Consider the following 23536-nt stretch of genomic DNA (forward strand, 5'->3'; position numbering starts at 1 on the left):
ATTTTACAGCGAGTGCGGCTGACTCTGCTCGGATACAGATGGTTCACTATATTTTCCGGCGATTTTCTCGAAATCCAACCGGGGATTCAGTTTGGCGGCAGCCGGAGCGTCCTTCAGCGCGGTAAAATACGGCCATGCAAACTATTCTTGCCATTGAGACATCTACCGAACTGGCCTCCGCCGCGATCCTGCGCGATGGCCAAATGATTATCCGCGAAACGACGGGGGTGCAGACGCATTCCCAATCCATACTGCCGATGGTGCAAAGCTTGCTGGCCGAGGCCGGAATCGGCCTGGCACAGTGCGATGGCCTGGCCTTCGGTGTAGGTCCCGGTTCATTTACCGGGGTGCGCACCGCCTGCGGAATCGTGCAAGGATTGGCTTTCGGTGCTGATCTGCCGGTGTTACCGGTGGTGACGCTGGAAGCCATGGCCCAGGCTTGTCGCGATTTGAACGGCACGGGCGAAGTGCTGGCGATCCTGGATGCGCGTATGGGCGAGGTCTACTGGGCGCAATATCGTTTCGATGGCGCTGCCTGGAAGGAAATCGTCGCGCCCACATTGTCATCGCCTGCGCAGGTAATGCCGCTGGCGGGCGGTTCGTCTCCGCTACAAGCCTGCGGCAATGGATTATCGGCTTATGCGTCGGCATTTGCCGCTGCTTCCTTCGCTGCAACTGGCTTGCCGGCCATCATGCCGCATGCGCGCCAGATAGCGCTGCTGGGCGGTGTGGCGCTGGCCCAGGGGCGCGGCTTGAGCGCTGTAGAGGCGCAACCGCTGTACCTGCGTAATAAAGTGGCGCTGACCACCGCCGAAAGGGCGGCCAAGGTGAGTGCATGATTGCAAATTTGCAGACTCCGCCAGCCTTGTCGAGGCCACTTTCCTTTGCCGTCATGCAGGTCGAAGACCTGGATGAAGTGGTGGCGATTGAAAAGAGCGTGTATTCGCACCCTTGGACCCATGGCAATTTTGTCGATTCGATCCAGAGCGGCTACCAGTGCTGGGTGTTGCGCGACGCCGCCGGGATGTTGCTGGGTTATTTTTTCATGATGGCGGTTGTGGATGAAGCGCATTTGCTGAATATCAGTGTCCATGGCGATATGCACAGGCGCGGCATCGGTAAAATGTTGCTGGATCAGGTGTGTGCGGTGGCGCGGCAACGGCAGATGCAGTCGATATTGCTTGAAGTGCGACCGTCGAATACACGTGCGATTGAGATTTACCTGCGCTATGGATTTACAGAGATCGGCCGTCGCCGTGATTATTATCCGGCGGCTGGTGATCAACGAGAGGAAGCGATCGTGATGAGGTTGCCGTTATGAGCGACATGAACCGGCGCAGTGCCTTCCTCGATGAAATTGGGCTGGGGCCAGTCTGGGTCAGGCGTGAAGGCGTTATTGAATTTTCGGATGAGGCACCAGAGGCAATCGAAACCGTGCCGCAACCGGTTGGCGGCGTTGCGCTAGAAGTCGAAGCGGCTTTGCAGGCCGACGTGATGCGGGTTGTTGCCGAATCTCCGATTGAGAACGAACTCGCGGATGGACCCTCGGCGTGGCCCGATGATGGCGTGTTGACGACAGTGCCTGCGCCGCATGTTGCGGTTCCGACCATGGCTTCGCCCCAGGCCATGGATTGGCTGCAATTGCAGCAGGCTGTAGCTGGCTGCACCGCTTGCGGCTTGTGTCATGGACGAAAAAATACAGTGTTCGGGGTTGGCGACAATAAGGCCAAATGGCTGTTTATTGGGGAAGGTCCCGGGCGTAACGAGGATATTCAGGGAGAGCCGTTTGTTGGCCCTGCAGGTAAATTGCTTGACAACATCCTGTTGGCGATGGGACTCAAGCGTGGCGAGAATGCCTATATCGCGAATATCGTCAAATGCCGGCCAACCGACGGCACTGGGCGCGACCGGCCGCCATCGCCGGAGGAGGTCGCTGCCTGTCTGCCGTATCTGCAGCGCCAGATAGAGTTGATCCAGCGACCGTCCTGGTTGCGCTCGGCAAGACTGCGGCTCTGTCGCTGCTTGGCCTCGATGCGGCGACGCCAGTATCCAAGCTGCGCGGCAGCGTGCATCGTTATGCCGATCGTCCACTGATTGTCACCTATCATCCGGCTTATCTGCTGCGGCAATTAGGTGATAAAGGCAAGGTCTGGGCCGATCTGTCCCTGGCGATGAGCACCTATGCGCAGGCCGGTGACTGAGGTGGCCAGCGGCTGCCAGGAAATTTTCCACCGGCGCTGGAACCATTTGGCGGACCCGCATGTGCGGGCGCTGGCTTGGTTGCTGGACGCACCTGATCTGCTTGACGCTGCGGCGCCGCAATGGCAGGGGAAAATCGCCACGTATATCGATCCCGATTTGGCTGTCTGGTTGGCGGAATACGACCAAAATCCGCAGAAATTGCAGGCACTGCATAGCTACATCGGTCGTCTGCCATCGACCCGGCTTGGCCTGTATGCCGAAAAACTGCTGGCGTTCTACTTTGAGCAGCGACAGCTTCTGGTTGCGCACAGCGTGCAAGTCCGGGCGAGCAAGAATGATACCGTGGGCGAATTCGACTTCCTGTTGCGACTCGACGGCGGCGTCGCGCACTGGGAGTTTGCCACCAAGTTTTATCTGCTAGAGAGCAGCGGCGGTGCCTTGCAAGCCGATGATTTCCTCGGACCCAACCTGGCCGATTCGCTGGGCGCAAAGATGCAAAAAATCCTGCAGCAGCAACTGGCGCTGTCGCTGCATCCGGCCTCGCAGGCGCACTTGGCCGAGCCAGTGACAGCAGCGAAAGCGCTGGTGAAGGGCTGGTTGTTTTATCCGGAAGATGAATCGCGTCAGTCGGCGGTTCCTGGCGTATCTGCACATGCTTGCCGTGGCTATTGGTGCAGCATGTCCACTTTGCAACTGGATGAAAGTGCGTTGTATCAACTGCTGCCGCGCCAGCGGTGGCTGGCGCCAGCAAAGATCGCTGTTGATCAGGCGCTCAGCCCGGCCGCAGCGCAACTTGCCTTGTCGCAGCATTTCGCTGTCGATGGATCGCCGCTGTTGCTGGCAACTCTGCGCGCTGAGGGCGAACATGCGCTGGAAAACCGACGCGGATTCGTGGTGCCGGATGACTGGGCCGGTCGTGCCGCGCAGCAGCGGCATTTGAACGCCGCGGCTGCAGGACCCGGATAATCAACGGTGTTGTCCCCGCAAGAGTCGGAAGCGGTGCTTCTGGACGATTAGTGTTTGACTTCACCAATCAACGCCAGCGAATCATGTTCGCGCTGGTTGGCTGCGTGCTTGCGCATGATGAAAAACATGATGCCGGCGACGAAGAAGCCGAACATGAAAATCACGATGTTGACGTCAAGATCGATCTTGATCATGAATGCGTATAGCACCAACATGGTCAGGACAGACAGGTTTTCATTGAAGTTTTGCACGGCGATCGAGTGGCCCGCGCTCATCAGCACGTGGCCGCGGTGTTGCAGTAGCGCGTTCATGGGCACTACGAAATAACCGGACAGGGCGCCGATGATGATCAGCAGCGGGTAAGCGACCCAGACTGAATGCACTACGGTCATTCCCATCACCACCAGGCCCATCACGATACCCATCGGCATGACCGTCAATGATTTCTTCAAGGGAACCATGCGGGCTGCCGCGATTGCGCCGATGGCGACGCCGAAGGCGACCACGCCTTGCAGGATGGCAGCCTTGTCGAGCGGCATGCCGAGCGATTTCTCAGCCCATTTCAATACGATGAATTGCAGTGTCGCGCCGGCACCCCAGAATAGCGTGGTAACTGCCAGTGAAATCTGGCCTAGCTTATCTTTCCAAAGAATCGAACAGCAATTGGCAAAGTCGGCGATCAGCTTGCTTGGACGATGCTGCTGATGGGCGTAGCGAGCGCCTGTATCAGGAATCCTGAGGTTAAAAATGGTGGCGACGATATACAGCATGGCAATCACTGTCAGCGCCGCGTGGGTCGGCGTGTTCAGGTTCCAGTTCAGGACAGGGACATGTAGTTGCAGCAGGACGGACACAACTTGCGGGTTGACCAGTGCGCCTCCCAAGACCGTGCCGAGGATGATGGAGGACACTGTCAGGCCCTCGATCCAGCCATTGGCTGCTACCAGCTTTTCCGGCGGCAACAACTCAGTCAGGATGCCATATTTGGCAGGTGAGTATGCTGCTGCACCGAAGCCGACAATCGCATAGGCGATCAGCGGATGGACATCGACGAACATCATCAGGCAGCCAAATATCTTGATCATGTTGGTGATGAACATCACCCTGCCTTTGGGCAGCGAATCGGCGAAAGCGCCGACAAAAGCCGCTAACAGCACGTAAGACAACACAAAAAATAATTTCAGCAGCGGCGTCATCCAGTCTGGCGAAGACATTTCAGCCAGTAAGGCTATTGCCGCTATAAGCAGGGCGTTATCGGCCAGCGAAGAAAAAAACTGCGCTGCCATGATGGTGTAAAAACCGCGATTCATCCGCATCCCAGAATGTAACAATGTGTCCCCGGCCTGCTTTATACCATGAAAATATGACCGATCCGTGATTATGAGAGTGTCAAAAGCGAAAACGTTCGAGACGATAATCGGATTGCTAATCCATCATCAACGACGCATCCGGTAAAATAGCCGGCTACTAAGAATCGTCACACATTCCTCACTGCCATGCCCAGACCTCTCGTCGCCACCATCGATATTTCTGCTTTGCAGCATAACTTGCGTATCGCCAAATCGCATGCCCCTGATGCAAAAATCTGGGCAGTGGTCAAGGCCAACGCATATGGCCATGGATTGGAACGCGCCATACGCGGTTTCGCTGAAGCCGACGGTCTGGCATTGATTGAGCCGGAAAATGCGCTACGCTTGCGCGAGCTCGGCTGGCAAAAACCGATCCTGCTGCTGGAGGGGATATTCGATGCCGCCGACCTTGAGACTGTGATGCTGGCCAAACTGGATTTGCCGTGCATTGCACCGAGCAGATCGCGTGGCTTGAACGTGCTGCCCAGAGTGGCCCGCTGGATGTTCACCTCAAAATGAATAGTGGCATGAACCGGCTGGGCTTCAAGTCAGATGTCTATCGCACCGCCTATCAACGCTTGCGGACGATTCCCGCAGTGCGCAAGATTACCCTGATGACCCATTTCGCCAACGCCGACGATCCGCTGAATCCGGGCTTGCCCTTGCTGCAACAGGTACAGCAGTTCGAGCAAGGCGTTGCCGGCTTGCCGGATGAGCGAAGCATTGCCAATTCGGCAGCCGACCTGATGCATCCCGAACTGAAGTCAGATTGGGTGCGGCCCGGCATCATGTTGTATGGCGCCAGCCCGGGCGCCACAAGTGCCGAGCAGTTCGGTTTGCGGCCGGCGATGACGCTGCGCAGCAAAATTATCGGCATCCAACGCATCGAGGCAGGTGAGGCAATTGGTTATGGCAGCCGTTTTGTGGCGGCCGGGCCGATGCTGATCGGCGCGGTGGCATGCGGTTACGCCGACGGTTACCCACGTCATGCGCCGAACGGCACGCCTGTACTGGTTGACGGCGTGCGCACCGGCACGGTTGGACGGGTATCGATGGACATGTTCTCGGTCGATCTGACCAATGTGCCAGGCGCAGGCATCGGCAGCGCGGTGACCTTATGGGGTGAGGGTTTGCCAATTGACGAAGTGGCGCACGCGGCCGGCACGATCGGCTATGAATTGATGTGCGCGCTGGCAGCGCGGGTTAAAGTAGTGGAATTGTGACATTGCATTGGGCGATCAGCAGCATCCACTCTGTATCTGCTTTTATATTCACATCTGTTTTGTAATTTTGTAATTTAACCGTCTTAATTTCGTTCATCGGGAACTGAGTAATACGCCACGCTGCGGTGGTTTTCAAACTCCGTTTCACAAATAAAAAAATGGCCAAAGCTAAAACCAATTACACCTGTACCGAATGTGGCGGCGTCGCCAATAAGTGGACCGGCCAATGCCCGTCATGCGGCAATGGAACACGCTGGTGGAAACCGTTGTCGAGGCGGTTGGCAATCGTTTTTCCAACCAGCACCAAGGCCTGGCGCAAACGGCGCCAGTAATGACGCTGGCCGACATCGAGGCGATTGACGTGCCGCGCTTCGGCACCGGTATCGAAGAATTCGACCGCGTGCTCGGCGGTGGCCTGGTGGCCGGTGGTGTGGTACTGATTGGCGGCGATCCGGGGATCGGCAAATCGACATTGCTGCTGCAGGCGCTGGCCAACTTGTCGAAAATTAAAAAGTGCTGTACGTCAGCGGCGAAGAATCCGGCGCGCAGATTGCGTTGCGCGCCAAACGGCTGGCAGTGGATGCGCAGGATCTCAAGCTACAGGCGGAAATCCAACTGGAGAAAATTCTCAACACGCTGGTTGAGCACAAGCCGGAAGTGGCCGTCATTGATTCGATCCAGACCGTGTATTCGGATGCACTCAGCTCGGCGCCGGGGTCGGTGGCGCAGGTGCGTGAATGCGCGGCGCAACTGACACGCGTCGCCAAGCAGTCCGGCATCACCATTATCATGGTCGGCCATGTGACCAAGGAAGGTGCGTTGGCCGGGCCGCGCGTGTTGGAACACATTGTTGATACGGTGTTGTATTTCGAGGGCGATACCCATTCCAGTTTCCGTCTGGTGCGGGCGTTCAAGAATCGTTTCGGTGCGGTCAATGAGCTGGGTGTGTTCGCCATGACCGAAAAAGGTTTGAAGGGCGTGTCGAATCCGTCGGCGCTATTCCTGTCGCAGCACGATAACCAGGTGCCGGGTTCCTGTGTGATGGTGACGCAGGAAGGAACGCGGCCGCTGCTGGTGGAGATCCAGGCGCTGGTGGACGCTTCGCATGTGCCGAATGCGCGCCGGTTGTCGGTGGGCTGGAGCAGAACCGGCTGGCGATGCTGCTGGCGGTGTTGCACCGGCATGCCGGGATTGCCGCGTTCGACCAGGACGTGTTTATCAATGCGGTTGGCGGCGTCAAGATCACCGAACCGGCTGCCGATCTGGCGGTGCTGCTGGCAATCAATTCATCGATGCGCAATCGGCCATTGCCGCGCGGGCTGGTAGTGTTCGGCGAGGTTGGACTGGCGGGCGAAATCCGTCCCGCTCCGCGCGGCCAAGAACGTTTGCGCGAAGCGGCCAAGCTGGGATTCTCGATTGCGATGATCCCGAAATCGAACGCACCGAAGCAAGACATCGAAGGCTTGAAGATCATCGCAGTGGAACGTATCGACGATGCGCTGACCAAGATTCGCGACGCTGGGTAATTCATTCAGTATCTCATTCAATATTTCCCTATTTATCCTGATCAAGGAGCATCAACATGAAAACCAAGGCAGCTATCGCATGGAAAGCCGGTCAGCCACTGACGATCGAAGAAGTCGAACTGGGCGGCCCGCGCGCCGGTGAGGTGCTGGTGGAGATCAAGGCCACAGGGATTTGCCATACCGATTACTACACCTTGTCAGGCGCCGATCCGGAGGGGATTTTCCCGGCGATCCTGGGCCACGAAGGCGCTGGCGTGGTGGTCGATGTCGGCCCAGGCGTCAAGAGTCTGAAGAAGGACGATCACGTGATCCCACTGTACACGCCGGAATGCCGTGAGTGCAAATTCTGCCTGTCGCAAAAAACCAACCTGTGCCAGTCGATCCGTTCGACCCAGGGCCGCGGCCTGATGCCGGATGCTACCAGCCGTTTTTCGATCGATGGCAAGCCGATCTTCCACTACATGGGGACATCGACCTTTTCCAATTACATCGTGGTGCCGGAAATCGCCTTGGCCAAGATTCGCAGCGACGCGCCGTTCGACAAGGTCTGCTACATCGGCTGCGGCGTCACCACCGGCGTTGGCGCTGTGCTGTTCACCGCCAAGGTGGAGGCGGGCGCCAATGTGGTGGTGTTCGGGTTGGGCGGCATCGGCCTCAACGTAATCCAGGCGGCGCGTATGGTTGGCGCCGACAAGATCATCGGTGTCGATATCAATCCGGCACGCGAGGCGATGGCGCGTAAGTTCGGCATGACCCATTTCATCAATGCGAAAGAAGTGGAAAACGTGGTCGATGCCATCGTCGGCCTGACCGATGGCGGCGCCGACTACAGTTTTGAATGCATCGGCAACACCACCACCATGCGCCAGGCGCTGGAGTGCTGTCACAAGGGTTGGGGTCAGTCGATCGTGATCGGCGTTGCCGCTGCCGGCCAGGAAATCAGTACGCGGCCGTTCCAGTTGGTGACCGGCCGGGTCTGGAAGGGCTCGGCCTTCGGCGGCGCTCGTGGCCGCACGGATGTACCGAAAATCGTCGATTGGTATATGGATGGCAAGCTGAACATCGACGACCTGATCACGCACCGTCTGCCGCTGGATCGCATCAACGAAGGTTTTGACCTGATGAAGAGTGGCGAGTCGATTCGTTCGGTGGTGATCTATTGATGGAAATCATCAGCGAACATGCCTGCTTCGGCGGTACGCAGGGGTTTTACCGGCATGCGTCGGCCGAGATCGGATTGCCGATGCGCTTTTCCGTGTTCCAGCCGCCGCAGGCGAAGACTGGGCCGGTCCCGGTGTTGTTTTTTCTGGCAGGGCTGACTTGCACCGAAGAGACTTTCATGATCAAGGCCGGGGCGCAACGTTATGCAGCGCAGCACGGCATCATGCTGGTAACGCCGGACACCAGTCCGCGCGACACCGGCATTGATGGTGTGGACGCCAGCTGGGACTTCGGCAACGGCGCAGGATTTTACCTGGATGCGACGCAAGCGCCTTGGGCACAGTATTTCAAGATGTATTCCTACATTTTGCACGAGCTACGGCAGGCGGTGATCCAGGAGTTTCCGGTGCAGGCCGACAATCTCGGCATCTTTGGCCACTCGATGGGCGGCCATGGCGCGCTGGTGCTGGCCTTGCGCAATCCAGATGTATTTCGTTCAGTGTCGGCGTTTGCGCCGATTGCTGCGCCCAGCCAGTGTCCATGGGGCCAAAAGGCATTCACCAAATATCTGGGCACAGATCAGGCCGGCTGGCGCGACTATGACGCGACGCAGTTGATGTTGGGCTCGACACAGCCGTTCCCGCAGGAGATATTGATCGATCAGGGCTTGGGCGACAAATTTCTGGCCGAACAGTTGCTGCCTGAACGGTTTGAGGCGGCGTGCGCACAGGCCGGGCAGCGCCTGAGGTTGCGACGGCATGCGGCTTATGACCACGGTTATTATTTCATCTCGACCTTGATCGAGGATCATCTGGCTTTTCACCAGCGGATACTTGCAGTCGTTTCCTGAGTCGAAAAAAAGCCCCGTCGGCTCAGGCGGGGCTTTCATCATGTTTACTTCTCGTTTCTTCGATCTTACTCGGCAACCTTGACGCCTTCGCGCCGCTTCGATACCAGCCAGCCGCCGCCCAGCACCAGCACAAAGCCAAGCACATAAGCCGCATAGTTCAGGCCGGGCAAGCTATCCCAGAATGATTTCAGGACTGGCTCTGTGACGATCATGTGCATCGCGGTGTACACCAGGATCGCTGCACCGATGAAGATCGTGAGCGGGAAGCGTTCGATCAGCTTCAGGGCGAGGGTCGAGCCCCAGACCATGATCGGCACCGAAATCAGCAAGCCGATGATCACCAGCGCCATGCTGCCTTTGGCGGCGCCGGCGACGCCCAGTACATTGTCGATGCCCATGACGGTATCGGCGATGATGATGGTCTTCAATGCGGCGGCCATGGTGGTGGCTTTGACGCCGTGTGCTTCACCGTCATCGGACTGGGTCAACAGACGATAGGCAATCCACAGCAGGGCGACGCCGCCGACCAGCAGCAGGCCTGGTATCTTGAGCAGCCAGACCACGCCGATGGTCATCAGCACGCGCATGATGACCGCACCTCCGGTACCCCACAGGATGGCCTTGCGGCGCAGATGGTCGGGCAGGTTGCGTGCCGCCATCGCGATCACGATAGCGTTGTCGCCGGCCAGCACCAGGTCGATGACAATAATCGCCAGCAATGCGGCAAAGAAGGCGCCGGCATTCCAGTCGGCCATGCCCAGCATTGAGAAAAAACCAGAAAAATCCATACAGTCTCCAACAAGGGTTAGTAAATAACCTCACTGGCATGGACAACGACAGGATGTGGCGGAGAGTAAGCGCGACACATTGCCTGCATGGGTTCCATGCCGACAAAGGTCTTGCTCAACAGCGTTGCTGCCAAGGTAACCGGGCGCAGGCGTTGTGCCTGTTCCGTGATGACGACTACCTTGCAAAACACTGACAGCCGGCGCTACGCCATGTCAATGCTTAGGAGCTACTCCCCTTTGAGAGGGTGTTGCACGCAGAATGCCGTGCAACTGGGCATTATTATACATCAGTCATGCCGAAAATGGAAAGGCGGAGCTCAGCCGTGGCGCCAGTAATCCGGCTGAGCGTAGGCGCGCCGCAGGAAATCTACAAACACGCGAATCCGCAGCGGCAGGTGGCGTCGTTGTGCGAATACCGCGTAAATGTCGTTGCCGGGCGCGGCAAATTCATCCAATACCGTGACCAGTTTGCCGGATTCGATCTCGCTGCCGACTTCCCACATCGAGCGCCAGGCAAGTCCCTTGCCGGCCAGCGCCCAGTCGTGCAGCACCTGGCCGTCGTTGCAGACCATATTGCCTTCCACCTTGATTGTGACTATCTTGCCGTTCTGGCGAAAACTCCAGCCGCGCTGGCTGCCTTCGCTGCTCATCGCCAGGCAATTGTGCTTTTGCAGCTCATCCACGGTTTCCGGCTTGCCGTGACGCCTGATATAGGAGGGCGAGGCCACCACGATGCGCTTGTTGTCGGCCAGCTTGGCGCCGACCAGCGACGAATCGGACAGCGAGGCGATGCGGATGGCGACGTCGATACCTTCGCCGATCAGGTCGACCACGCGGTCGTTCAGGTTAAGGGTGAGGGTGACGTCGCGGTGCTCAGTGAGGAAGGAGGGCATCAGCGGCGCCACATGCTGACGGCCGAAGCCGGCCGGCGCGGAAATCAGCAGGTGGCCGCTGGCGTGGGCGCTGCGCTCGGAAACTGCCGATTCGGCATTTTCCAGGTCGGACAGGATGCGCTGGCAATCTTCGAGGAAGGCTTCACCCTCATTGGTGAGGGCGATTTTGCGGGTGGTGCGTTGCAAAAGCTTCACACCGAGGCGTTCCTCTAATGCGTCCAGGCGTCGTCCGATCATGGCTGGGGCGATCCCTTCGGCGCGTGCCGCGGCCGACAGGCTGCCCTTGGCGGCTACCTCGACAAAAGTAGAAATTTGCTTGAATTGATCCACTGTCGACCGTGAAGTAAGTTTGAGGGATGCAAGCTTGTGCTAAGCTCATTTGTGACTAAAACGCATAGATCAAATGATAAATCGTTTTACCTATGATGATTTGGTTTAAATATACTATATAGCGTAAAAATTAGATAATGCCATTCAGGATTCTGCATATCCAGCATGGTAAAAACCGGAATGTAGCGGTGCACAATGCGAACGCGCTGTGCCATCGTTGTAGACGACATTGATTATTTGACAGAATAAACAGGAGCAACGCATGACTCAATTGACACTGCCAGCCGGCATGGAAATCAACGGCGCGATTGAAGCCGGATACGCCGAGATTCTGACCCCGGACGCGCTGGCGCTGGTCGCCAAGCTCAGCCGCGCTTTCGAAGCGCGTCGCCAGGAATTGCTGGCGGTACGTGTCGAGCGCGCCAAGCGCCTGGATGCCGGCGAGCGCCCTGACTTTCTGCCTGAAACCGCCCATATTCGCAACGGCGACTGGAAGATTGCGCCGATTCCTCAGGCACTGGAATGCCGCCGCGTGGAAATCACCGGTCCGGTTGAGCGGAAGATGGTGATCAATGCCTTCAATTCCGGCGCCGACAGCTACATGACTGACTTCGAGGATTCGAACTCGCCAGTATGGGATAACCAGATCACCGGCCAGATCAACCTGCGCGACGCGATCCGCAAAACCATCTCGCTGGAGCAGAACGGCAAGTCGTACAAGCTGAACGACAAGGTGGCGACCCTGGTGGTGCGTCCGCGCGGCTGGCATCTTGATGAAAAACATGTGCTGGTCGATGGCAAGCGCATCTCCGGCGGCATTTTCGACTTCGCGCTGTTCATGTTCCACAACGCCAAGGAACAATTGGCGCGCGGCGCCGGCCCGTACTTCTACCTGCCGAAGATGGAATCGCATCTGGAAGCACGCCTGTGGAACGACATCTTCGTGATGACGCAAAACGAACTCGGCCTGTCGCAAGGCACGATCAAGGCGACCGTGCTGATCGAAACCATCCTGGCCGCTTTCGAAATGGATGAAATCCTGTACGAACTGCGTGAACACAGCTCTGGCCTGAACGCCGGCCGTTGGGATTACATCTTCTCCTGCATCAAGAAATTCAAACTGGACAAGGATTTCTGCCTGGCCGACCGCGCCAAGGTGACCATGACTGCACCGTTCATGCGCTCCTACGCATTGCTACTGCTGAAGACCTGCCACAAGCGCAATGCGCCGGCAATCGGCGGTATGGCTGCGCTGATCCCGATCAAGAACGATCCGGAAAAGAATGAAATCGCCATGGGCGGCGTACGTACCGACAAGGCGCGCGATGCTACCGACGGCTACGACGGCGGCTGGGTTGCCCATCCGGGCCTGGTCGAACTGGCGATGACTGAATTCAAGAAGGTGCTCGGCGACAAGCCGAACCAGATCAGCAAGCAGCGCGACGACGTCAATGTCAGCGCCGCCGACTTGCTCGACTTCAAGCCGGAAGCACCGATCACCGAAGCTGGTCTGCGTTACAACATCAACGTCGGCATCCACTACCTGGGTGCATGGCTGGCTGGCAACGGTTGCGTGCCTATCCATAACCTGATGGAAGATGCGGCAACTGCGGAAATCAGCCGTGCCCAAGTCTGGCAATGGATCCGCTCGACCAAGGGCGTGCTGGAAGACGGCAGGAAGGTGACTGCCGAGATGGTGGTCGCGATGATTCCGCAAGAACTGGCCAAGGTCAAGGCGTTGGTCGGCGATGGCGCTACTTACGATCGCGCTGCCAAGATCTTTGAAGAAATGTCGACTTCAGCTGCTTTTGCCGAATTCCTGACATTGCCGCTGTACGAAGAAATCTAAAGAGCTGTCGGTGGCTGCTTAGGCTGCCTGCACAGCAAGAAGCCGATCTCGCGATCGGCTTTTTTTATGTCTGTCGGATGTTGGAGTCGTTACCGCGCGTGTCAGTACGTGATCGTGATGGTCAGCGTATCGGTATAGGTGCCAGCCGGTTTGCTCTGGCTGGCGGGAATGAGGCCGTAGGCGGTGTAGTTGCGTGCATTACTGCCGATGCTGAGCAGATAGCTGTCGGACACAGTGCTGGTGCCGGCGCTGCCGTCACCCCATACGATTGTGCGTGCGGTATCTGTGTACATATTGTAATTGAGCGCATTGGTGACGCCCGATTTCAGCAGGCGCGTGGCAAAGGTGCCGTTGCCCGCGCTCAGTTGAATCGTATAGCTGACCAGGAGTCCGAGGCCAGTGCAGGTGACAGTGACGGTACCGGTGCCTGTGGCGGTGGTACTGCCGGGCGAAGCGTAGCTGCCAAAGGCGACGCCGCTGCCGGCGACAGTGCAGTCGGCCAGCAACGCTTGCGCGCTTAGCGGCAGCGCGAGCATCGCGCCAGCCGCCAGCCATTTCAAGCCGGGTTTCATTTGCTCTCCTTGCCGCAGGAATAAGGACCCAGTTGCGGGAACGCTTCCATCTTGGCAAGCGCCGCAATGTCGAAACTGCATTTGGTTTCACCGTTGTCATTGTCGACTACGACGATGGCAGCGGGGTAGGCGATTTCCGGAATGAATACTTGCCCGCGCAGGGCGACTTCCTGCGCCGTTTTGCTGCCATTGACATAGACCAGGGTGCCGGTGGCGAGTGGCTTGCCTTGGCGGTCTGTCAGGGTCAGCGTTGCGCTTTGGTTTTGACGGGCACTGAATTTCAGCAGGCTGCCGGTCCTGTAGCCGGGGTGACAGATTTTTGCGACAGGTCCAGCGTCATCGACAGCGGCAGATGCGCATCGTCCAGGTAGACGTTGTTCGATTCGTAGGGAACCAGGCGTGGAATGAAGCCGACGCCGTCCTTGTCGGTGCGGCCAACCTTGATGTTGTTGGCATAGATATCGATCGGCTGGCTGACCGGTACTTCAACCATCGCGAAACTTTCGTCCATCCAGCGTGTGGCACGAACGTGACCGCCAAGCAGGGCGACACCGCCGCGCGCTTCGAGTTGCAGATTGGTCTGGCCGTTGATGCGATTGGCGTCGAACGTGTATTCGCCGGTGCTACCGAGATAGTTGGCGCCGATATCCTCGCCGCTGTTGTCGAACATGGTTTTGCGTGCGCGGTAGCCCCAGCCACCTTCCTGTGGAACAGTTTGCTGGTATTCGGTGCTGAATGATTTACTGCCTTGCTGTCCGTTGGCAACCAATTGCAGGAAACTTTGATGGCCGAGCGGAATGACCCAGACAAAATTCGCCGACAGTGAGCGATCTTGCGTCAGCGATTTAAGCAGGCCGAGGCTGATGCTGCCATATTCGCGCAGGTTGAAGTTGACGCCGGCGTTGACAGCGCGCACATTGTCCTGGCCGCGGTTGACCTGGCTCAGATAGCCGAGCGCGAAATTGGTCCGTTCATTCAGCGAGACATTGGTTTGTGCCTGTATCTGCTGCGCCGGCGCGAGTATGCCGTCGTCCAGGCCGAGCTGCCAGAAGCGTGCGCCGGCAGTTTGTCCGCGCACGGTCAGCGCATATTGACTGCCTTGGCGGTCGAATTGCACATATTGCTGGGTAGCGTTGCCGCGTTCGGAGTTGCTGGCGGCTATGCCGCCGCTCAGCAGGCCGATATCCCGGACAGCAATAGTGGCGCCGAAGCTGGCCGATTCGCGGCCGCGCATCAGCTCGCCATGGCTTTCGATGGTAGTGGCATCGCTGACGCCGTAGCGCACGGTGGCGGAACTGAAGGCTCTGCCGTAGTCGCTGTGGCTGGTGCCGAAGTTGTTGCGCAATGCGCCGATTTCGTAGGAGACGTCCTTGGTGCCCTGGCGCAGCAGTTGAGCGCTGGTGATATAGCTTTGCGTATAGATCTGCTGGCGTCCCAGCACGTCGTGCACCACCATCTGCACATTGCCCTGGCCGGCATACACCGGCAGGTTGTTGATCGTAAACGGACCGGTGTCGACGGGTTGTTTGAGTCGCAGAATGTTATTCACGTAGATGTCAACCACCGACGGAGCTGCTGCCGTTCCGCTGAATGTGGGCAACGGAATCGGTTGGAAGCCGGGGATGGTCGAGAATTTCGTATGCCACTGGAGCCCCCCAAAGTAGACCCGATGCGACAGGGCGCTGGCGCCGCTGATGCTGTCGCCCACCACCAGCGTTGCTTGCTGTTCCGGGAAATCACGCGTGTACTGGCTGTCGAGGCGGAACAGCGTGCGCTGTCCGGTCAGGTCGGAGCCGACAAAACGGCTGGTATAGGTGCCTCCGCCGCTGAATACTCCAACCTCTACCAGGCCGGAGAGATTAGTCTGGTTCTGGCCCTGCGCTTGATTCTGCGCCTTCGCGTAATTAATATCGTAGTTCAAGAAGGCGCCGGTTTCCGCTGCCTGCACCAATAGTGGCCGATGGTCTCCAAGATTGAACGCCGAATCGACGAAGGCGTCCGGCGGCGCATGGATGTTCAAGGTTTGGGTGCCGGCATCGATTTCCGCATGCACCCCAGCCAGGGCGTCGATCGGGTAGTAATAACCCTGGTGGCTGTTGATCGCTGCGCCTTGCGGCAGACGCAAGCGGGCATCGCTCAATAGCTGAGCGGGCACAATGATGCCGTTGGCGGCCGTACGCAGGACAAGCGTTGCGTCCGTCAATTTTTTATCGTTGACGACAACGGCCAATAGTATCTCCTGTTCTGATGCTGACGTGTCAACCGCTGCCTGGCCCGGGGTTTGAAAAATGATCAGGCTAGCGGCTAGAAACCTGGTCAGCCTCCAGCGTGAGTTGTTCTTCAATCTCGCCCTTGTCTGTCTGAACGTGCAGTCGGACCAGGCCGGAACGGATTGTTCCGTTTGCCAATGGCCACTCCTTGTGCTGACCCGGTAAAACGTAGGCAGGTGTGCTGATCTGCAGCGCGTCCTTGCCATCAGGATTGCTTAACTGGATGCTGACTATTTTGTTGTGGACATTGCCGTTGTTGGCCGCGATCAGCACTAGCCCACCGGCCTGCCTTCGCAACTGCCATGAGATGCTTTCCTGTTTTTGTAGAGGGACGATGAACACCGGGATGCTGACCCTCAACAAGGTTTTCAGGCCAGGCGGCTGAGGGCCGCCGGATGGCACCTCTTCAATCAGCAGGCGATAGCTTTTTTCGGTTGCTGGGGTGGCCGGATTGCGCATTCCAAAGCGCAGGAATTGAATCTGTCCCGGCTGTATCGCAAAGATCGGCGGGTTCAGCAACAGAGCATCGGTATCGGCCTGCACTTCCTGTCGTCCATCTGTGCTCCAGTCGACGGCACCGACCTGTATCCGCACCGGGGTGTCGCCAGTGTTCCTGATCTGCAGTACGCCGGATGGCCGCTCTACACTCAGATCGAAACCGATCGGGTTGACGTTGAACGATGCCGCGCGGATATCCTGGGCAACACTGGAACACAGAAGCAACACGAGTGCTGCCGACCATTTGTCAAGGGGCTGCATCATGGCGAGGCCCGCCTAGAATGTGACAGTGGCAACTACGGTGTCGGTGTAGGTGGCGGCTGGCAGGGACGTTTGCCCGGCCGGAATGCTTGCATAGATGGTGATTGGCGTGGCAGCGCCGGTAGCCGTGACCGCAGTTGGCGCCGTCGCTGCAGTATTGCCCCACGTTACCGTGTGATTCGTATCTGAAAACAAGCCGTAGTTGAGATATGCGGGCGTGGGAGTGGCGCCGTTGGAAAGCCGGCGCACCGGGGCCGAATTGGTGGAACCGGCGCCAGGATTTGCACCTTGACCAAGGGTGATGACCGGACTGGCGCCGACTGTGCAGGTGGTGCTGACGGTGGCGGTGGTGTACTGGTTGACGCTGGCGTTGACGACGACGGGATCATAGGTTGTCGTGAAGCCGGTCGTGGAGATGCTGCAATTATTGGAAATGGTGACCGTGTTGGTCATGGTGGCGGTTGCGGTGCCTGCGAATGCACTGGAGCAGCTGGTTGCTGCCGCGATAACTAGAATCACGTTCCGAACAAATTTTTGCATGACGAATCTCCCGATTGACATTTTTGTAATGGAAACCCAGGCTGTTATCTGGACATTTGTTATGTAATACACCCCTTCATTCGATTAAAATCAATATCCTTAAGGAAATATTTATTTTTGCCAATTATTGCCATTGTGCATTAGCAACGTCAAGGCACATTTAGATTTTTGGCAAAAAAGCCCATCATGGGTGATTTGCGATTGCTCCATGCGGGGAAGTGCAAATGAGGACCTGTCCACAGTTGTTGATGTCGTTTTGTGAGTGAGATGTAGATTCGAATGCCATATTGACAATAATTTCTTGATGGCATAGTCTGCGCTGCACTCGAGAGTTGCCGTATTCTTTGATGCCGATTGCACCGAATTGCCCTTTACCGTTCACGTCGCCTTGTCCAGATACTGAGGAAACACATGCCGCAACCTGATGACATGAAGAACAGCCCCAATAAAATATTGGGGCTTTTTTCTACCTTGCTCAAAGCCGTCCTCGCAGCGCTTTTACTGATCTGGACGCCACTCAAATGGTTATTGCGGCAAGTGTTTGGCAATATTGCTTGGCAGGCTCCAGCCTGGGCCAGCTGGACTGGGCGCAATGTGCGTGCCGTTGCGGCAGCTGCATGCCGCCAGCCGCGTCGTTCACTGGCGGCTTTATTGTGCTTGCTGCTGCTGGCTGGCGGCAGCTGGTATGGTTACCGCTGGTGGCAGGCGCAGCCTAAGCCGGTGGAGGTCGTGCTCAAGGTGAGCAATCCAGGGCGCACCGAAATCGAACAGGAGGATCCGGCCAATCGATTGCCGAAGCCGTTGCTGATCAGTTTCGATCATTCAGTGGCAACCTTGGCCAGTGTCGGCAAGGATGTGGCCAGCGGCATCACGGTCAGTCCGGCGATTGCCGGGGTGTGGCACTGGAACGACGACAAGACATTGAGTTTTGCGCCGACGGAAGATTGGCCAGTCGGTAGTGAATTCCAGGTCAGCTTCGACAAGAAGCTGTTCAGCCCGGAAGTGCGGCTGGCGCAGTACGACACCAAGTTCAACAGCCCGTCTTTCAAGATCGATATCGTCCGCTCCGAGTTCTACCAGGATCCGATCAATCCCGCCGTCAAGCAGGCCGTGATCGAGCTGCATTTCAGCCATCCGGTCAATTCAGCCGAACTGGAAAAGCGCATCGAATTACAGCTTGAACAGCAATCCGCCGGTGTGCTGGGCATCGGCAAGGAAACCACGCCATTCACAGTTGGCTACGACAAGCTCAAGCTGAACGCCTACGTCCGCTCGGCCAATCTGCCGATTCCGAAAGACAGCAGCAGCCTGCGTTTCGCGCTCGATAAGGGCGTGCCGGCGGCGCGTGGCGGTACGCCATCCGACAATCCGCTGGGCGCAAAAATAGCAGTGCCGGGGTTGTACAGCCTGGTCATTACCGACATGACGCCGCAAGTCGTGACTAACGACAAGAACGAACCGGAGCAGGTGCTGTTGCTGAATACAACCGCCACCGTGCATGAACGCGAGATGAAAAAGGCGATCAGCGCCTGGGTGCTGCCGAAAACACATCCGGATAAAAATGGCGTATTCAAACCTGCCAGCGACGACGATACGGCGGAAGAGTGGGGTGTCGATGAAATTACGCCGGCGATCCTGAAACAGTCGACTCGCCTGGCGTTGGAGCAGATTCCGGCGGAACATGAATTTACCGATATCCACAGTTTCAAATACCACGCCGATGTCGGTGCGCAGGTGTACGTGCAGGTCGAAGCCGGCGTCAAGTCGTTCGGCGGCTATGTGCTGGGCAAGACTGACCGTCGTGTGGTACAGGTGCCGCCATTCCCGGCAGAGTTGAAGATACTTAGCCAGGGCGCATTACTGACCATGAGTGGCGAGAAAAAAGTCGCGGTGCTGGTGCGCGACCTGCCAGGCGTAAAGATTGAAATCGGACGCGTATTGACGACCCAGTTGCAGCATCTGGTGTCGCAATCTGACGGCAATTTTGCCAATCCGGAATTCTACGACCGTTTCGGCCCGGATAATCTGACCGAGCGTTTCGAGTCGAAGATTCCGTTGCCTGATCTGGAGCGTGGCCGCGCGCATTATGAAGCGGTCGACATGAACCAGTACCTGAAAGGTGATGCCGAAGGCGGGGCTCGCCGTGGCGTTTTCTTGCTCACCGTTACCGGCTATGACCCGGCGGCAGAAGCACGCGCCAAGAAAGAAGAGGCTAAAAATCAGCGTCAGCCAGGCGAACCGGCGGCTGACGACAATGCTGACGATTGCGGCGACAACTGTGCTGACCAGGGTGACGCCAACGGTGAAAATGGCGACAATGTCGCGCCCGAAAGCAAGGTCGACAAACGACTGGTGATCGTCACTGATCTTGGCATTCTGGTGAAGAAATCGCTGGACGGTTCGCAGGATGTATTCGTGCAATCGATTTTCAATGGCAAACCGGTTGACGGCGCAACGGTCGATATCATCGGCAAGAACGGTATCACCTTGTTTTCGCAAGCCACCGATGCCACCGGGCGCGCCCATTTCGCCAAGATCGAGGGCCTGTCGCGCGAGCGCGCGCCTTTGATGGTGCTGGTGCGGAAAGCCGGCGACCTGAGTTTCATGCCTTTGAATAAAACCGACCGTGCTTTGGACATGTCGCGCTTTGATGTCGGCGGCGTCAAGAATGCTGCCGTGGCGGACCAGGTCTCCGCCTATCTGTTCAGCGATCGCGGCATCTACCGTCCGGGCGATACATTCCACATCGGCATGATCGCCAAGTCGGCCAATTGGGGCGGTAGTATCACCGGCTTGCCGCTGGAAGCGGAAGTGCTGGATGCGCGCGGCCTGACTGTCAAGCGCGAGAAAATCAAACTGCCGCCGGGCGGTTTCAGCGAGTTGTCCTACACCACGCAGGAAAGCGCGCCGACCGGCAGCTATAACATCAACCTGTATCTGGTGCGCGACGGCAAAGCCGGTGCGCAGGTTGGCAGCACCAGCGTCAAGGTGCAGGAATTCCAGCCAGACCGGATGAAGGTGAGCGCCAAGTTCAATGTTGCAACAAGCGAGGGCTGGCTCAATCCGAAAGACCTGAAGTTGTTGGTGAATGCACAGAATCTGTTTGGTACGGCAGCGGAAAACCGTCGCGTCACCGCCGAACTGACCTTGAGCCCAGCATTCCCGGCGTTCCGCCAGTTTCCGGATTACAAATTCTACGATCCGCAACGGGCCAAGGATGGCTATAGCGACCAGCTGGGCGACCAGACTACCGACGACAAAGGCGACGCATCGTTCGACCTCGGCCTGTCGAAGTACGCCAAGGCCACCTACCGCCTGCAAGTGCTGGCGCGCGCCTACGAACCACAAGGCGGACGCGGTGTCGCGGCGGAGACGTCAACACTGGTGTCCGAGCTGCCTTACCTGGTCGGTTTCAAGGCCGACGGTGCGCTCGATTTCGTATCGCGCGGCGCCCATCGCAGCGCATCGATTATCGCGCTCGATCCGAAAGCGCAAAAGACTGCGATTTCGGGTTTGACTTTGCAGCAGATCGAACGCAAGTACGTGTCTGTGCTGACCAAGCAGCAGGATGGCGGTTATAAATACGAATCGCGCAAGAAGGAAATTCTGTTGAAGGAGACGCCGCTGACGATTCCCGTCGCCGGCTTTAACCTGGCGCTGGCCAGCGACACGCCAGGCAACTTCGCCTACGTGATCCGTGATGCCCAAGGGTTGGAATTCAACCGCATCGAATATGCGGTGGCCGGGCAGGGCAACGTCACACGCAGCCTGGAGCGCAACGCTGAGCTGCAACTGACCTTGAACAAGAAGGACTACGTGCCGGGCGACGATATCGAAGTCAGCATTCGCGCGCCGTATGTCGGCGCCGGCCTGATCACGATCGAGCGCGACAAGGTGTTTACCCATCAGTGGTTCAAGACCGATACCTTGGCGTCCGTGCAGAAGATCCATTTACCGAAGGATTTCGAAGGCAACGGTTACATCAGCGTGCAGTTCATCCGCGACCCATCGTCGGACGAGATATTCATGAGCCCGTTGAGCTACGGCGTGGTGCCGTTCGCTACCAGCCTGGCGGCGCGTACCAACAAGCTGACCTTGAACACGCCGGAATTGGTCAAGCCGGGCCAGCCGTTGAAGATCAAGCTGTCGTCCACCCAACCGACGCGGGTGGTGGTGTTTGCGGTGGATGAAGGCATCCTGCAGGTGGCGCGTTATCAGATGGCCGATCCGCTTGGTTTCTTCTTCCAGAAAAAGATGCTGGAAGTGCGTAGCTCGCAAATTCTCGACCTGATCCTGCCGGAGTTTAAGAAACTGCTGGCGGCTAGCGCGCCGGGCGGTGACGCTGAAGGGGCCCTGGGCAAGCACTTGAATCCGTTCAAGCGCAAGCATGACAAGCCTGCGGTGTACTGGTCTGGGATTGTCGATGTTGATGGCGACAAGGAATTCACTTACCAGGTGCCGGATACGTTCAACGGCAGCATGCGAGTAATGGCGGTGGCGGTCAACGACAATACCGTTGGCACAGCGCAAGGCAAGACGCTGGTGCGCGGCGATTTTGTGATTTCGCCGAATGTGCCGCTGGCGACGACGCCGGGTGATGAGTTTGATGTCAGCGTCGGTGTCGCCAATAACGTGGTCGGCTCGGGCAAGGATGCGCCGGTGACGCTGGCCTTGAAAACATCGCCGCACCTGCAAGTGATCGGCAGCGATACGCAGACCTTGAAGATCGGCGAAATGCGCGAAGGCGTAGCGACCTATCGGATCAAGGCGGTCGACGGTGCGCAGGCGATGCTCGGTTCGGCGACGCTGAATTTCACATCGACATTGGGCAGCAACGCCAGCAAGACCAGCAAGCTGGCGACCGATGTCTCGGTGCGGCCGCCGGTGGCGCGCTACACGCAACTGACGATGGGCAATTTCAACGGCTCGGTGGATGTGGCGCTGAAGCGCTCGCTGTATCCGCAATACCGACAGCTGGAGGCCGGCGTGTCGTCGTTGCCGCTGGTGCTGGCAGGTGGCTTGTCGAGCTACCTGGCCAACTTCGACCATCTGTGCACCGAGCAAATGATCAGCCAGGCAGTGCCGGCACTGGTGCTGTCCAAGCGACCCGAGTTCGGCAAATCCGATCTCAAGCTGCAGACTGCGCGCAGTTTCGACGATGCGTTGAAGGTATTGCGCACGCGGCAAAATGCTGAAGGTGGATTCGGTTTGTGGGATGCATCGGTGCAGGCTGACGAGTTTGCTTCGATCTATGCGCTGCACCTGATGCTGGAGGCGCGCGAACGCGGTGAAGTGGTGCCGGCCGACATGTTGCAGAAGGGCCTGGATTACGCGCAGAAGCTGGCGGCCAGCCCGGCCACCGGCCTGCCGCAATTGCGCGTGCGCGCCTATGCCGCTTACCTGCTGACGCGGCAGACGGTGATTACCACGCCGATCCTGACCAGCATCCGCGAGACGCTGGAACGCCGCTATCCGAAAGACTGGCAGAACGACTTGGCAGCGGCTTACCTGGCTGCCTCTTACCAGTTACTCAAGCAGGATCGACTGGCCAGCAACCTGATCGATAAGCAGGTGGCGCAACTGGTCAAGCCGGGTCAGTCTTTTGGTTACGACTATTACTACGATCCGCTGATTCGCGATGCGCAGGTACTGTACCTGCTGTCGCGCCATTTCCCGGCGCGGGTCAAGGCTTTGCCGCCGGCGGTGATGACGGCGCTGGTGAAGCCGATCGCAGACGGCAACTTCAATACCTTGTCGAGCGCTTATCTGATCCTGGCGTTTGATGCCTACGCTACGGCGATGGGACCGGATGCGTTGGGCAAATTGTCGATCACTGAAATCGATGCCAGCGGCAAGCAACGGCCATTGACGCTGCCGAACAACCTGGTGCCGCGCGTGGCCTTTACGGCAGGAACGGCCAAGTTGCGCTTCGGCAGCGACAGCAGCTTGCCGGCTTATTATGCGGTGACCGAAACCGGTTTCGACAAGGCGCCGCCGAAGGAAGAGCTGCGCTCCGGCATGGAAGTGCTGCGCGAATTTGTCGGCAAAGATGGCAAACCGGTGACATCGGTCAGCGTCGGCGACGAGCTGACGGTGCGCCTGAAGTTCCGTGCGGTCGGACGTGATTATGTGCCGAACGTGGCGCTGGTGGACTTGACACCGGCGGCTTCGAGCCGGTACTCGATACGCCATCCGAACCAAGCACCGGTACCGCCGAGGGCAGCACTGCCCAGAGCACGCAGAATGCCGCACTAGCCG

14 protein-coding genes and 3 pseudogenes are annotated in these 23536 nt (G+C 58.0%); 10 read left to right on the forward strand and 7 right to left on the reverse strand.

Translation table 11 applies throughout. The features are described 5' to 3' along the window. Positions 1–134 precede the first annotated feature (134 nt). The 4 genes and pseudogenes from tsaB (at position 135) to CAter10_RS09255 (ending at position 3168) form a co-directional block, all read left to right on the forward strand. Positions 135–839: a tRNA (adenosine(37)-N6)-threonylcarbamoyltransferase complex dimerization subunit type 1 TsaB gene (tsaB, locus tag CAter10_RS09240; RefSeq protein WP_061533181.1), complete on the forward strand. Its 705-nt coding sequence runs from the start codon at positions 135–137 to the stop codon at positions 837–839. Beyond that, positions 836–1321 (forward strand): ribosomal protein S18-alanine N-acetyltransferase, encoded by a 486-nt coding sequence (rimI, locus tag CAter10_RS09245; protein WP_082797848.1) that lies wholly within the window; start codon positions 836–838, stop codon positions 1319–1321. The genes tsaB and rimI overlap by 4 nt, the downstream gene beginning before the upstream one ends. Next, positions 1318–2201 (forward strand): annotated as a pseudogene (locus tag CAter10_RS09250) (uracil-DNA glycosylase). Before rimI ends, CAter10_RS09250 begins: the two are co-directional and overlap by 4 nt. Then, the gene (locus tag CAter10_RS09255; protein ID WP_061533182.1) at positions 2182–3168 is read left to right on the forward strand and encodes a DUF1853 family protein; all 987 of its coding nucleotides are present in this window, start codon (positions 2182–2184) and stop codon (positions 3166–3168) included. The pseudogene CAter10_RS09250 and the gene CAter10_RS09255 overlap by 20 nt, the downstream one beginning before the upstream one ends. A 47-nt stretch (positions 3169–3215) precedes the next feature. Here the strand turns inward: CAter10_RS09255 and lplT are convergent, their stop codons facing one another. Beyond that, complete coding sequence (gene lplT / locus CAter10_RS09260; protein ID WP_061533183.1) at positions 3216–4478, reverse strand: lysophospholipid transporter LplT; 1263 nt, start codon at positions 4476–4478, stop codon at positions 3216–3218. Positions 4479–4664: 186 nt separating this feature from the next. On the opposite strand from lplT, the pseudogene alr reads away from it, so the two are divergent. The 4 genes and pseudogenes from alr (at position 4665) to fghA (ending at position 9277) form a co-directional block, all read left to right on the forward strand. Continuing rightward, a pseudogene (alr, locus tag CAter10_RS09265) lies at positions 4665–5740 on the forward strand (alanine racemase). A 158-nt stretch (positions 5741–5898) separates the two neighbouring features. Next, positions 5899–7266: pseudogene (gene radA / locus CAter10_RS09270) on the forward strand (DNA repair protein RadA). Between the two features lie 56 nt (positions 7267–7322). Then, positions 7323–8429 (forward strand): S-(hydroxymethyl)glutathione dehydrogenase/class III alcohol dehydrogenase, encoded by a 1107-nt coding sequence (locus tag CAter10_RS09275; protein WP_061533184.1) that lies wholly within the window; start codon positions 7323–7325, stop codon positions 8427–8429. Then, positions 8426–9277 (forward strand): S-formylglutathione hydrolase, encoded by an 852-nt coding sequence (gene fghA / locus CAter10_RS09280; RefSeq protein ID WP_061533185.1) that lies wholly within the window; start codon positions 8426–8428, stop codon positions 9275–9277. The genes CAter10_RS09275 and fghA overlap by 4 nt, the downstream gene beginning before the upstream one ends. Positions 9278–9342: 65 nt before the next feature. Here fghA and CAter10_RS09285 read toward each other — a convergent pair whose 3' ends face one another. Together CAter10_RS09285 and CAter10_RS09290 are read right to left on the reverse strand one after the other, a co-directional pair. Continuing rightward, positions 9343–10065 (reverse strand): TerC family protein, encoded by a 723-nt coding sequence (locus CAter10_RS09285; RefSeq protein WP_417924713.1) that lies wholly within the window; start codon positions 10063–10065, stop codon positions 9343–9345. Between the two features lie 317 nt (positions 10066–10382). Then, positions 10383–11288: a LysR family transcriptional regulator gene (locus CAter10_RS09290; RefSeq protein WP_061533186.1), complete on the reverse strand. Its 906-nt coding sequence runs from the start codon at positions 11286–11288 to the stop codon at positions 10383–10385. A gap of 262 nt (positions 11289–11550) precedes the next feature. Here CAter10_RS09290 and aceB point away from each other — a divergent pair, with 262 nt between their 5' ends. Then, a complete protein-coding gene (gene aceB, locus CAter10_RS09295; RefSeq protein ID WP_061533187.1) occupies positions 11551–13137 on the forward strand; it encodes a malate synthase A in 1587 nt (528 codons plus the stop codon). A 101-nt stretch (positions 13138–13238) separates the two neighbouring features. On the opposite strand, the gene CAter10_RS09300 is transcribed toward aceB, so the two are convergent. The 4 genes from CAter10_RS09300 to CAter10_RS09315 form a co-directional block, all read right to left on the reverse strand. Next, a complete protein-coding gene (locus tag CAter10_RS09300; RefSeq protein ID WP_061533188.1) occupies positions 13239–13709 on the reverse strand; it encodes a spore coat protein U domain-containing protein in 471 nt (156 codons plus the stop codon). 280 nt (positions 13710–13989) lie between these two features. After that, positions 13990–15939, reverse strand: coding sequence for a fimbria/pilus outer membrane usher protein (locus tag CAter10_RS09305; protein WP_061533189.1), 1950 nt, complete (start codon positions 15937–15939; stop codon positions 13990–13992). 67 nt (positions 15940–16006) lie between these two features. Next, positions 16007–16741, reverse strand: coding sequence for a fimbrial biogenesis chaperone (locus CAter10_RS09310; RefSeq protein WP_061533190.1), 735 nt, complete (start codon positions 16739–16741; stop codon positions 16007–16009). Positions 16742–16753: 12 nt separating this feature from the next. Further along, positions 16754–17278: a spore coat protein U domain-containing protein gene (locus CAter10_RS09315; RefSeq protein WP_061537145.1), complete on the reverse strand. Its 525-nt coding sequence runs from the start codon at positions 17276–17278 to the stop codon at positions 16754–16756. 411 nt (positions 17279–17689) lie between these two features. On the opposite strand from CAter10_RS09315, the gene CAter10_RS09320 reads away from it, so the two are divergent. Beyond that, positions 17690–23533 (forward strand): alpha-2-macroglobulin, encoded by a 5844-nt coding sequence (locus tag CAter10_RS09320; protein ID WP_236905514.1) that lies wholly within the window; start codon positions 17690–17692, stop codon positions 23531–23533. Positions 23534–23536 lie beyond the last annotated feature (3 nt).

Origin of the sequence: Collimonas arenae (assembly GCF_001584165.1) — a bacterium.
GTDB lineage: Bacteria > Pseudomonadota > Gammaproteobacteria > Burkholderiales > Burkholderiaceae_D > Collimonas > Collimonas arenae.

What these genes read in the sequence shown, in the direction of transcription:
- CAter10_RS09320 (WP_236905514.1), top strand. Translation starts at nt 17,690, where the DNA reads ATGCCGCAACCTGATGACATGAAGAACAGCCCCAATAAAATATTGGGG.
- CAter10_RS09300 (WP_061533188.1), bottom strand. Translation starts at nt 13,709, where the DNA reads ATGAAACCCGGCTTGAAATGGCTGGCGGCTGGCGCGATGCTCGCGCTG.
- tsaB (WP_061533181.1), top strand. Translation starts at nt 135, where the DNA reads ATGCAAACTATTCTTGCCATTGAGACATCTACCGAACTGGCCTCCGCC.
- CAter10_RS09310 (WP_061533190.1), bottom strand. Translation starts at nt 16,741, where the DNA reads ATGATGCAGCCCCTTGACAAATGGTCGGCAGCACTCGTGTTGCTTCTG.
- CAter10_RS09255 (WP_061533182.1), top strand. Translation starts at nt 2,182, where the DNA reads ATGCGCAGGCCGGTGACTGAGGTGGCCAGCGGCTGCCAGGAAATTTTC.
- CAter10_RS09275 (WP_061533184.1), top strand. Translation starts at nt 7,323, where the DNA reads ATGAAAACCAAGGCAGCTATCGCATGGAAAGCCGGTCAGCCACTGACG.
- CAter10_RS09285 (WP_417924713.1), bottom strand. Translation starts at nt 10,065, where the DNA reads ATGGATTTTTCTGGTTTTTTCTCAATGCTGGGCATGGCCGACTGGAAT.
- rimI (WP_082797848.1), top strand. Translation starts at nt 836, where the DNA reads ATGATTGCAAATTTGCAGACTCCGCCAGCCTTGTCGAGGCCACTTTCC.
- aceB (WP_061533187.1), top strand. Translation starts at nt 11,551, where the DNA reads ATGACTCAATTGACACTGCCAGCCGGCATGGAAATCAACGGCGCGATT.
- lplT (WP_061533183.1), bottom strand. Translation starts at nt 4,478, where the DNA reads ATGAATCGCGGTTTTTACACCATCATGGCAGCGCAGTTTTTTTCTTCG.
- CAter10_RS09315 (WP_061537145.1), bottom strand. Translation starts at nt 17,278, where the DNA reads ATGCAAAAATTTGTTCGGAACGTGATTCTAGTTATCGCGGCAGCAACC.